The following is an 11,317-nucleotide window of genomic DNA, read 5'->3' on the forward strand; positions in this document are numbered from 1 at the left end:
ACCAGGAGTATTAAAGCCGCCTAACCCGAACCCTCCCGCCGTCGGAATCCGTGGCTGGGGCTCTCGCATCGGCGCGGCGCCGGGGTATGGCTAAGAGCTCGTTTCGTTCGTGCTGGAGAACTCAGAGGGCTCGGCTGACGGTGCTTCGGTGCCTCCGGGTTCGTAATCGCAGCGTGACCCTATCGGAGCCCAGGGAAACTTTAAGCAGGCGCACGGCCACACGGGGTAGGTACAGACGCCCGGAGGGACAGCAGCCGGGAGGCCCCGCGGTGGAATCGTTCGTTCCCAGGCGCGGGGAATTGGTGTCCTGGTCCCAGAGGATGGTCTGGCGCAGGATCCGGCCCTGGACCCATACGTGCTCCGGCCCGGTACCCACGGTCGCAACCCAGAGGTCCCGATTCTGTTCTGAGGTGTTTACCTGGGTTCCGGATGCTGCCAGCGTGAAGGCGTCGACATTGAAGCGGCTGGTCTTTTCAAGTTTCTGGAGCTGGGACACCACATCGTTGTAGGTCAGGATGCTGGAGATGTTGGTGTTCCCGTTGGGGGACGGGAGATTGGCATCGGCGACAGCGGGTGCCGTCCCGCTAAAAGGAATAACGACGGCGAGGGCAGCGGCGGCGGCCAGCCCGCGCCATCGTCGGAGGGGTGTGGGGCTGCCGGTGCTTTGTGGTGAGTTGGTCATGGTTTCCTCCGGTGAACGTCTGGGAAGACCAGGGACTGCTGCCTCCGTCGGAATCTTGAGTTTTGTCTCTCGTCTTGAGTAAAAATCGAGGAAAAATTTGGAATCGACGAATAGTTACGCATCAGGAATGATCCGCCCGTGCGGTTGACAGCCGAAAGAGTCCTGACGAGCATTGCGCTATGACTCAGCAGGAAGCACTGCCGCTCCGTCTTGTCCTGGTGGTCCTCGGAATCCTTGCCCTGGGGTCGCAGACAGTGCTGCTGCCGCGCCTCGCGGGCGAGTACGCCACGGCGTATCCGCAGGTCGCGCACCTAGCCGTCCCTTACACCGTCGCGGCGATCGCCGCAGTTGTCGGTTTCGAAGCGGCGCTGCTGGCGGCGTGGCGGATGCTCAGCATCGTTGTGGCAGAGGGCTCGCTGACCCTGGGCGCAGCCGGGCCGGCAAGCCTTATGGCAGTCTCGCTCGGCCTGTCCGGCGTAACTTTGGCCGGGATCTGCGCGCATGCCGGGTCCGTAGCAGGGGTCGGCGGTCCCGCGATGCTGCTGGGACTGCTTTGCGGACTGGCGCTGGTTCCCGCTGCCGTGGGGCTGCGGAACAGGATCCTGCGAGCCGGCATGGAACCCGCCGCAGACCTGGACGGGCGCTACCGCTGGATGTGAAAGGAAGCAGCGGCATGGCCCCGACAGGCGCCAGGAACACGGTCGATGAGGTGATGTAGCAGCTGGCCGCCCTCGAGGATCCAAAACGCGGGCGGGGGGACCTGCGCGTCGCCTGGTTCGCACCCGCCCTGCGCTCGTCTGGATTGCTGAGATGGTCCGCAGGCATGAAGGGAAATGAAGCATGGGAACAGTATCGCTTGACTTGTTTATGACCCTTGACGGCATCTACCAGGGACCCGGAGGCGCCGGGGAGGACACCTCCGGAGGGTTCACACTTGGTGGCTGGCAGGCGGCCTTCGCCGACGCTGAATCCGGCGCCGCGATCATGGCGGGCATCAATCGGATGGACGCGCTGCTGCTTGGCCGCAGGACCTACGACATCTTCGCCGGGTACTGGCCGCAGCTGGGGAACTCCAATCCCATAGCGGCAAAGTTCAACTCAATGGACAAGTACGTAGTGTCCCGGGCCCTGGAAGAAGCCGGCTGGGACGGGACCACCGTGCTGTCCAGCGCAGAAGAGACGGCGCAGCTCAAGGACCGACACGAAAACATCCACGTAGTGGGCAGCGGGGACCTTGCAGGTTCGCTGCTGGCGGCCGGAATCCTGGACCGGTTGAACCTGTTCCTGTATCCGGTAACGCTGGGCTCGGGAAAGCGGATCTTCTCCGGCGACGGCGGCCTCCCGGCAGCCTTCACCCTCGCTGAGCCGCCGCAGGCTTTTCCGGCCGGAGTCCTTCGCTTGGTTTATGACCGTAACGGCGTTCCGGTAACGGGACTCGACGCCGGCTCGTAGCGGCTGCCGGAGGACCAGGCACTTTACGCGCCGGGACGGGCCTTGTCCTCTAACCGGCCTGTTAGGGGACCAAGCACCAGCAGAGATGCCCACACCAGGCGTCCGGGGCCGGGGCCGGCCAGGAAGGTCACCGGAATAGACGCGAGGAACACCGCGGGCACGGTGGCATGGGGGAGTGCTTGCGCCAACCGGATAAGGGTCCGGGCGCCCGGCACACGGCCTTGCCGGCGGGCGGAGAGGCGGAGCGCCGCCTGGGCCAGAGAGGCCAGCGCGATGTTCGCCGCGTATAGAGCGGTGGGCAAGGCAAAGTCGGAGGTGCCGGGATCGCTGGTCCCCTGGGTGGTGAACGGCAGCAGAACGATGAAAAACGCCGCTACCGTGTTCCAAACGATGACGGGTGGCGTCATCAGGAGAATTCCGGCCGTAATTCGGTAGTTGACCCGCCAGAACACGGCGATGACCACGAAGCTGAGCAGGAAACCGAAAATCTGGGAAATCAGCCCGGAGTCCAGCAGCGCGGACATACTGGACCACGACCGTGCCGGCGGCAGGTCGATATTCGTAACGAGCAGGGTAATGGCGAAGCCGTAGATTGCGTCGAAGAAGGAGACGCTCCGCCCGAATTCGACCGAGCTGCGGTCGAAGGCCTCGCCTGGCCGCTGCGGTCCATGTTCAGGGCTTGCTCCCATGCCGGGAGGCTAGCACGCCGGACTGGCCTGGACAGCAGAATGCCGTCCAGGCCAGTCCGGCGTACCCAGCAGGGCCGGGGGATCAGCGCAGGCGGGACTCGACGGCTTCCTCGCTCGTGGATGCTGCGGCCCGGTAGTGACGGTTCCGGGTTGCCAGGATCGCAGCGCCCATAGTCGCGGAGATGATGGATCCAACGATCACGCCCACCTTCATATGGTCCGAAGCGGCACTCGCGGCGTCGTAGGACAGCTCGCCCACCAGGAGGGACACGGTGAACCCGATGCCGGCAACGAAGGACATTCCCAGGATGTCGATCCAGGCCAGGGACTTGTCCACCGTGATGCCGCGGAGCCTGGTGACAAGGAAGGTGCCCGCGGTAATGCCGATCGCCTTGCCGAGGACCAGCCCGCCGATGATTCCCAGGGCGATGCTGCTTCCCAGCGCATCGAACAGGCCGCTGAAGCCGCCGACTGTGACGCCTGCGGAGAAGAACGCGAACACCGGTACCGCGACGGCACTGGAAAAGACGGACCACTTGTCCGCGAAGTGTGCGGCCATTCCTTCGAAGAGGGGCTCGCCGTCGCCCCTGGTCCCAACTCGGACCTTGGCCCGGCCCTTCGCAACGACGGGAACCATAAAGCCAAGCAGGACGCCGGCGACTGTCGCATGAATTCCCGAGGCGTGGATGAGGGTCCAGACCGTGACGCCAAGGGGGATCAGGATCCACCAGGAGCGCACGCCGCGCTGCACCAGGACGGCAAAGACTGCCAGCGGCACCAGGGCGGCAAGCAGCGGAACGAAACCAATGCCGTTGGTGTAGAAAACGGCGATGATGGAGATGGCCAGCAGGTCATCCACTACGGCGAGTGTCAGCAGGAATGTCCTCAGTGCAGGGGGGAGGAACCGTCCGACAACAGCAATGACAGCCACGGCGAAAGCGATGTCCGTGGCCGCGGGGATCGCCCAGCCGTTGAGCGCGTCACCGCCGGCGTTGCGGTTGATGAGGGCGAAGATCAGCGCAGGAACCGCGACGCCGCCGATCGCCGCGACGATGGGCACCAGTGCCGTGCGCGGATCACGGAGCTTGCCGGCCACGAACTCTTCTTTCAGCTCGAGACCGACGACGAAGAAGAACACGGCAAGCAGACCATCTGCTGCCCATGCTGCGACGCTGAGGTTCAGGTGGAGCACTTCAGGCCCGAAGGAGAATTCGCGTACCTGCTCGTAGACGCCCGAGAGCGCGGAGTTGGCCAGAAGAAGAGCCAGGACGGTGGCACCCAGCAGCAGGGCGCCGCCCGTGGTGTCCTTGGCGAGGGTTTGATGGACGCCGCGCCAGATTGAATGCGGGCGCTGGTTATCTGGCAGGGCATTGGAGGATGAGGACATGGGGAGATCTTTCGTGCGCTGTACCTGACATGGGCATAGTGCACCTGCGGATCCGGGATGTGGTCAGGCAGGTGCGGGTCAGGAGCGTGGCGGCGGGCAGCCGGCGATCTCGCCATGTGCGTTGGTGCCCCAGGAACTCATCCAGCCGTTTGTTCCGCTGGCCCGCTTGGCCAGCAGCAGGCGCTTGAGGTACGCCGAAAGAGCCTGCGTGGAGGCAGGCACAACGGAGCGGCGTCGGGCAGTCATAGCTCCAAGTTTAGCAAGGATGCTGATGATGCCCTCACTCGTGACGCCGGCTTCCAGTGCCGGGGAGACGGCAGCGTGTTCAGCGCCGGGACACCCCGCGGCTGAGAGCCAAATAGCCACCAAGGAATCCGGCCGCGGCCGCGGAGACATTTGCTGCCAGGCCCAGCAGCACGCCGGCCCTGTGCCTGCCGCGCAGGCGCGCCGCGAGCGACGCTGTCATAAGGATCGTCGCAGCGTCCGTGCCCAGGGCGTGTACTCCTCCGATCCGCCTGTCTGCTCCCGAAAGAGCCGTCCAGTCATTGGCCCCGGCCAGGGCCGTCGGTACGGAAGCGCATAGCCCGGCGGCCACCAGCAGCGTGGCACTGCGCCGGGCGCGTACTCCGCCGACGAGGTCCAGCACCGTGGCGCTGAGCCAGCAGCCAAGCGGCAGATCCGTGAGGACGGGATGCAGGGAATGACCTGCTACGTGCCCGTTGAACGGCGTACCACGGACCCATCTGAGGATGGGGCCGTACAGGTACTCTTGGGACCGGGCGATGCCCTCAGACGCCGGACTCTCACCGACCGCCTTGACGACACGCTCCGAAACTGTGGAAGTTTTCACGTGCGCCAAGGTACGCCCATTCCGAACTGCGGCCTAGAGAAGCGGCACAAAAGGCAAAGCGCCGGACGGACCGGGTTAGGCGGCTTTAATACTCCAAGCGAGCTCTGCGAGCGTAGGAGTTTCGTTGCCGCCGTTCCGGTCCGCCCGGCGCGTGCCAGGCGACTAAGACGGACTAGGCTGCGGCCACGGGTACAGCACCAGCGTTGAACAGCTTTCCGTTCACCCGCTCAGAGGCACCCACGCGGTCCAGGTACGGGGTGATGCCGCCGAGGTGCATCGGCCAGCCCGCGCCCAGGATGACGCAGAGGTCGATGTCTTCCGGTCCGGCGACGACACCTTCATCCAGCATCATGCCGATCTCCTCGGCGAGTGCGTCCTGCGTCCGCCGCAGCACTTCCTCCGAGGTGGACGGTGAGTCGCCGAAGGTCAGCAGGTCAAGGGTTGCCTGCGGCACGTACGGCTTGCCGTCCTCGTCCTTCTGCCAGAGCGACTTGACGCCGCCGTCGATCAGCTTCTGCGAGTTCTCCGAAACGTGGAACCGGTCGCCGAAGGCTGCGTGCAGGGATTCCTGCACGTGCTGCCCAACCGGCAGTCCCACCAGGGCCAGCAGGTTGAACGGAGTCATCGGCAGGCCCATGGGGCGCAGCGCGTTGTCCGCGGTCGCGGCGTCGGTGCCTTCATCGAAGACCTTCGTGATCTCACCGAACATGCGGCCGAGGATGCGGTTGACCACGAACGCTGCGGCATCCTTGACCAGTACGGCGGTCTTCTTCAGCTGCTTGGCCAGGACGAACGCGGTGGCAAGCACGGCGTCGTCGGTCTTCGGGGCGCGCACAATCTCCAGCAGCGGCATCACGGCCACCGGGTTGAAGAAGTGGAACCCCACCACGCGCTCGGGGTGCTGCAGGTCCGCCGCCATTTCGGTGACGGACAGTGAGGACGTGTTGGTGGCAAGGATGCATTCGGGTGATACCACTGCCTCCACCTCGGCGAAGACCTGCTTCTTGACGGACATTTCCTCGAAGACGGCCTCAATAACGAAGTCGGCGTCGGAGAAGGCCTCCTTGGAGACGGATCCGGTAACCAGGGCCTTGGTGCGGTTCGCGGCGTCCGGGGAGATGCGGCCCTTGTCCAGCAGCTTGTCCACCTCGGCGTGGACATAGCCCACGCCCTTGTCCACGCGCGCCTGGTCGATGTCCGTCATCACAACGGGAACCTTGAGCTGCTTGGCAAACAGGAGTGCGAGCTGGCTGGCCATCAGCCCTGCGCCGACGACGCCGACCTTGGTCACCGGACGGGCCAGCTTCTTGTCCGGAGCGCCGGCGGGACGCTTGCCGCGCTTCTGCACCAGGTCAAGGAACGCGTACACGGTGGCCTGGAACTGCGGTGTCTGCATCAGTTCGGCCAGTGCGGCGCACTCTGCTTCGCGTGACTGTTCGCGGGTCCAGTCCTTGCCGGCTTCGAAGATGTCCAGCACCTTTGCGGGTGCGGGAGCGGCGTTGGAGGTGCGTGCCTCGACGAAGGCCCGGCCGGCTGCCACGGCGGCATCCCACCGGTCGCCCACCTCGGCGGGCTCGACGGCGTTGGGCCGGGTAACCGTTTCCTCGCCCGTGATGACCCGGGAGGCCCAGGCAAGGGACTGCTCCAGGAAATCGGCCGGCTCGAACAGCGCATCGGCGATCCCGAGCTTGTAGGCCGCCGGACCGGAGAGCGTACGGTTGTTGCTCAGCGGGTTCTCGATCATCACCTTGACGGCATTTTCGGGTCCGATCAGGCGCGGCAGCAGGTACACGCCGCCCCAGCCGGGGACCAGGCCAATGAAGGCTTCCGGCAGAGCCAGGGCGCCGGCGCCGGTGGAGACCGTGCGGTAGTCCGACTGCAGGGCGATCTCCAGCCCGCCGCCGAGCGCAACGCCGTTGATGAACGCGAAGGTGGGAACGCCCAGCGTGCCGAGCTTGCCGTAGACCTCGTGGCCCAGGGCTGCCATGGCGACGCCGTCCTCGTACTCGGCCAGTGTCTTCACAGCCGAAAGGTCCGCACCGGCCACCAGGTAGTGCGGCTTGCCGGTCACTCCGACGCCCACAATCTCGCCCTTGCCGGCGCGTTCCTTCAGCTCGTCCAGCACACCGCCGAGCTCCAGCAGGGTGTTCGGGCCCAGCGTGGTCGGGCGGGAATGGTCGACGTCGTTGTCCAGCGTGATGAGGGCGAAGGTGCCGGCACCGCCGGGCAGCCCAATGTCGGAAACGTAGGAGTGGGTGACGACCTCGTTCGGGAAAAGCCCGGCCAGGCGCTGGTAATCAGGTGCTGCGGTCATTACTTCGAAGCCTCCGTGGACTCGGTGTTGTACTCGGGGTGGTTGGGGTTCTCCCAGATGACGGTGGCGCCCATGCCCAGGCCGATGCACATGGTGGTCATGCCGTAGCGGACCGAGGGATCTTCTTCGAACTGGCGGGCCAGCTGGGTCATCAGGCGCACGCCGGAAGACGCCAGCGGATGCCCGACGGCGATCGCGCCGCCGTAGCGGTTCACGCGGGGATCGTCGTCGGCAATGCCGAAGTGGTCCAGGAAAGACAGCACCTGGACGGCGAAGGCCTCGTTGATTTCGAACAGGCCGATGTCCTCGATGGACAGGCCGGTCTGTTTCAGGGCCTTTTCGGTGGCGGGTACCGGGCCAATGCCCATGACCTCGGGCTCGACGCCGGCGAAGGCGTAGCCGACCATGCGCATCTTTACGGGAAGGCCGAGTTCCTCAGCGGCATCCGCGGACGCAAGCAGGGCCGTGGTGGCGCCGTCGTTCAGGCCGGAGGCGTTGCCCGCGGAGACCCGGCCGTGCGGGCGGAAGGGCGTGCGCAGGGTCGCCAGGTCTTCGACGGTGGTTCCGGGGCGGGGGCCTTCGTCAACCGTGCTGAGGGTCCAGCCGGCGCCGGCTTTTTTGGTGGCTACGGGAACCAGGTCCGGCTGGATCTGGTTGCCGGCGTAGGCCTTGGCGAGCTTTTCCTGGCTGGCGGCGGCGTACGCGTCAGTGCGTTCCTTAGTGATGTCCGGGAAGCGGTCGTGCAGGTTCTCGGCGGTGTTGCCCATGTTCAGGGCGGCCGGGTCCACGAGGCGCTCGGTGACGAAGCGCGGGTTGGGATCCGCGCCGTCGCCCATCGGGTGGTGGCCCATGTGCTCCACGCCGCCGGCGATGACGACGTCATACGCGCCGAAGCCGATGCCGGAGGCAGTGGTGGTAACGGCAGTCATGGCACCGGCGCACATGCGGTCAACGGCAAAGCCGGGAACGGTGCGGGGGAGCCCGGCCAGGAGCGCCGCGGTACGGCCGATGGTCAGGCCCTGGTCTCCAGTCTGGGTGGTGGCGGCAATGGCAACCTCGTCCACCCGTTCGGGCGGCAGGGAGGGGTTGCGGCGCAGGAGTTCGCGAATGCACTTGACCACCAGGTCATCGGCGCGGGTGTCGGCGTACATTCCCTTCTCGCCGGCGCGTCCAAAGGGGGTCCGAACGCCGTCGACGAAAACGACGTCCCTGATCTGCCGTGCTCGGCTCTGTGGGCTCACGTACTGCTCCTCGTTGCGATGTGGATTAGCTCACGCTCAATGTTACTCGCGGGTAACTTAGGCTGCAAGGGGCTGCTGCGTGCCGCGGGCGAATCCCCAGCCCAGCAAACTCCGGCTTAAACTGCAAGGCCCGGAACCACGCTGTGCGGTTCCGGGCCCTCGGGCAGCCTGGCAGGGCTAGACGGTTGTCGCGTCCTGGACTTCGCCCACCAGCTCTTCAATGATGTCCTCGAGGAACAGGACGCCGGTGGTGTTGCCGTCCGCGTCGAATACCCGAGCCACGTGCGAGCCGGTGCGGCGCATCGTATCCAGGGCGTCCTCCAGCTCGCTGCCGCGGAACGCCGAGGCGAGGCGGCGGATGCGCTTGGGCGGAACCGGGGCGTTGAACTTCTCCGCAGTGTTTAGGTCCATGACGTCCTTCAGATGAAGGTAGCCCGTCAGCCCGCCGTCGGCGTCGGCCAGGATGTAGCGGGAGTAGCCGTGGCTGCCCACCGCTTCCTGGATGTCAGCCGGGGTGGGCTGGGCGGGGACCAGGACCATCTCTGCCAGCGGCACCTCGACGTCGGCCACCGTCTTGGAGGTGAACTCAAACGCATTGGTCAGGGCGCCCGTGGCGTCGTCCAGCACGCCTTCGCGGGTGGACTGCTCCACAATGGTGGCCACCTCATCCAGCGTGTAGGTGCTGGTTGCCTCATCCTTCGGCTCCACCTTGAACAGACGGAGCACGCCGTTGGCGATGGAGTTCAGTGTCCAGATGACTGGCTTAAAGATCCTGGCCACGAGCACCAGCGGGGGAGCCAGGAGCAGGGCCGCGCGGGTGGGAACCGAAAAGGAGATGTTCTTGGGAATCATCTCGCCTGCCACCACGTGCAGGAAGGTGACCAGCAGCAGCGCCACGATGAAGGCCGTGATGCTGATGGCCTCCGGGGTGAGCGGCGTGTTGGCCAGCGGGATCTCCAGCAGGTGGTGAATGGCAGGTTCGGACACGTTCAGGATCAGCAGTGAACAGACGGTGATGCCGAGCTGGCTGGTGGCCAGCATGAGAGTGGCATGTTCCATCGCCCACAGCGTGGTCTTGGCAGCCTTGCTGCCCTCTGCCGCCTTGGGTTCAATCTGGGAGCGGCGGGCGGAGATCACGGCGAATTCGGCACCCACGAAGAAGGCGTTCACGGCCAGCAGCACGAACAGCCAGATGATGCCGGGCAGGTACTCACTCATGGATGGCTTCCTTCGTCAGGGTATCGACCAGGCGGTCATGCGCACTGCGCGGTGATTCCGAACCGGGGTTGGGGGTGAAGCGCAGCCGCTCGACATGCGTTCCGAGAACGCGCTCGACGCGCAGGACGCCCTCGTCGACTTCCACTTCGTCGCCCAGCTCGGGCATCCGGTCCAGGCTGTGCGTGACAAAGCCGGCCAGCGTCTCGTAGTCCTCTCCTTCCGGGACGGTGATTCCCGCGCGGTCCAGCAGTTCGTCCGGGCGCAGGGAGGCATCGAAGGTCACCGATCGTCCGGTACGGACGACGCCGACGCGCGCGCGGTCGTGTTCGTCCTCCAGCTCGCCGACGATTTCTTCCACCAGGTCCTCCAGAGTGACGACGCCGGCGGTACCGCCGTGTTCATCGGTCACCACTGCGATCTGCAGTCCCTGGCTGCGCAGGATGCCGAGCAGGGAATCAACACCCATCGACTCGGGAACCCGCAGCGGGGCAACCATCACCTCTGCCGCCGTCGTGCTGGCACGTGCGGCCAGGGGCAGGGCGAAGGCCTGCTTGACGTGCAGTACGCCAAGAATGTCGTCCGAGTCCCGGCCGATGACCGGGAAGCGGGAGTAACCGGTAGTTACGGCGGTGGCGATGATGTCCTCTGCCGTATCGGTTGCCGGGACGCCCACCATACGCACGCGCGGGGTCATGACGTCCTCGGCGGTGTGGTCGCTGAAGCGCAGCGTTCGGTGCAGCAGCTCCGCGTGGTCCTGGTCCAGGACTCCTTCCAGGGCCGACCGCCGGACCAGGAAGCTGAGCTCCTCGGCACTGCGGGCACCGGAGAGCTCTTCCTTCGGTTCGATGCCGAAGGAACGGATAACCTTGTTGGCCGTGTTGTTGCAGATCAGGATGACGGGCTTGAAAACCGTGGTGAACAGGGCCTGGAACGGGACAACCACCTTGGCGGTTGCCTTAGGCAGCGCCAGGGCGAAGTTCTTGGGGACCAGTTCGCCAATGATCATTGAAAGCAGGGTCGCGACGGCGATGGCGATCACTGCGCCGGTGCCGCCGACGACTGCCTCGGGTACGCCGGCACCGAGCAACGGTCCGCGGAGGAGTGCGCTGATGGCCGGCTCAAAGGTGTAACCGGAGAGCAGGGTGGTGAGGGTGATGCCCAGCTGGGCACCGGAAAGATGGGTCGAGGTGATCTTCAGGGCCTTGATGGTGGGACCAAGACGCTTTTCCCCGGCGGCCTGTCTGGCCTCCAGGTCGTTGCGGTCAAGGTTGACCAGGGCGAATTCGGAAGCCACAAAGAGGCCGGTGCCGACGGTCAGCAGGAGGCCGACGCCGATCATGAGCCATTCATACATGTCATTCAACGGGGCTGCCCTCCTAGAACCAAGTCGTCTGGCACACAGGAGGGCATGGGTTTATGAGAAGGATCGTCCATAGTAGCCAAGATCTTACGGCTTTTTCCTAGGAAAATCCTGAAAACGCCTA

General features: G+C 65.4%; 11 protein-coding genes. 2 read left to right on the plus strand and 9 right to left on the minus strand.

From position 1 onward, the window contains the following. Positions 1-121: 121 nt before the first annotated feature. Complete coding sequence (locus tag ITX31_RS12545) at positions 122-682, minus strand: hypothetical protein (protein WP_194783774.1); 561 nt, start codon at positions 680-682, stop codon at positions 122-124. 179 nt (positions 683-861) lie between these two features. Between ITX31_RS12545 and ITX31_RS12550 the strand changes: the two genes are divergently transcribed. Continuing rightward, positions 862-1,341, plus strand: a complete 480-nt coding sequence (locus tag ITX31_RS12550) for a DUF2975 domain-containing protein (RefSeq protein ID WP_194783775.1) — start codon at positions 862-864, stop codon at positions 1,339-1,341. Between the two features lie 181 nt (positions 1,342-1,522). Beyond that, positions 1,523-2,134 carry a dihydrofolate reductase family protein gene (locus tag ITX31_RS12555; RefSeq protein WP_194783776.1) on the plus strand — a complete coding sequence of 204 codons (612 nt, stop codon included), beginning with the start codon at positions 1,523-1,525 and terminating at the stop codon, positions 2,132-2,134. Between the two features lie 23 nt (positions 2,135-2,157). Here ITX31_RS12555 and ITX31_RS12560 read toward each other — a convergent pair whose 3' ends face one another. From ITX31_RS12560 to ITX31_RS12595, 8 genes are all read right to left on the minus strand, one after another. Next, positions 2,158-2,823, minus strand: a complete 666-nt coding sequence (locus tag ITX31_RS12560; RefSeq protein WP_194783777.1) for a TMEM175 family protein — start codon at positions 2,821-2,823, stop codon at positions 2,158-2,160. Between the two features lie 82 nt (positions 2,824-2,905). After that, on the minus strand, positions 2,906-4,210 hold the full coding sequence (gene nhaA, locus ITX31_RS12565) for a Na+/H+ antiporter NhaA (RefSeq protein WP_194783778.1): 1,305 nt from the start codon (positions 4,208-4,210) through the stop codon (positions 2,906-2,908). 78 nt (positions 4,211-4,288) lie between these two features. Next, positions 4,289-4,456, minus strand: a complete 168-nt coding sequence (locus ITX31_RS12570; protein ID WP_194784354.1) for a hypothetical protein — start codon at positions 4,454-4,456, stop codon at positions 4,289-4,291. Positions 4,457-4,535: 79 nt separating this feature from the next. Continuing rightward, complete coding sequence (locus ITX31_RS12575; RefSeq protein ID WP_194783779.1) at positions 4,536-5,060, minus strand: DUF2231 domain-containing protein; 525 nt, start codon at positions 5,058-5,060, stop codon at positions 4,536-4,538. Between the two features lie 172 nt (positions 5,061-5,232). Then, positions 5,233-7,374 (minus strand): 3-hydroxyacyl-CoA dehydrogenase NAD-binding domain-containing protein, encoded by a 2,142-nt coding sequence (locus ITX31_RS12580; RefSeq protein ID WP_194783780.1) that lies wholly within the window; start codon positions 7,372-7,374, stop codon positions 5,233-5,235. After that, positions 7,374-8,615 (minus strand): thiolase family protein, encoded by a 1,242-nt coding sequence (locus ITX31_RS12585; protein WP_194783781.1) that lies wholly within the window; start codon positions 8,613-8,615, stop codon positions 7,374-7,376. The genes ITX31_RS12580 and ITX31_RS12585 overlap by 1 nt, the downstream gene beginning before the upstream one ends. A gap of 177 nt (positions 8,616-8,792) precedes the next feature. Beyond that, positions 8,793-9,833: a hemolysin family protein gene (locus ITX31_RS12590; RefSeq protein WP_194783782.1), complete on the minus strand. Its 1,041-nt coding sequence runs from the start codon at positions 9,831-9,833 to the stop codon at positions 8,793-8,795. Then, positions 9,826-11,187, minus strand: a complete 1,362-nt coding sequence (locus tag ITX31_RS12595; RefSeq protein WP_194784289.1) for a hemolysin family protein — start codon at positions 11,185-11,187, stop codon at positions 9,826-9,828. The genes ITX31_RS12590 and ITX31_RS12595 overlap by 8 nt, the downstream gene beginning before the upstream one ends. Positions 11,188-11,317: the final 130 nt, after the last annotated feature.

It is taken from the genome of Arthrobacter gandavensis, assembly GCF_015355785.1.
Lineage (GTDB): Bacteria > Actinomycetota > Actinomycetes > Actinomycetales > Micrococcaceae > Arthrobacter_B > Arthrobacter_B gandavensis_A.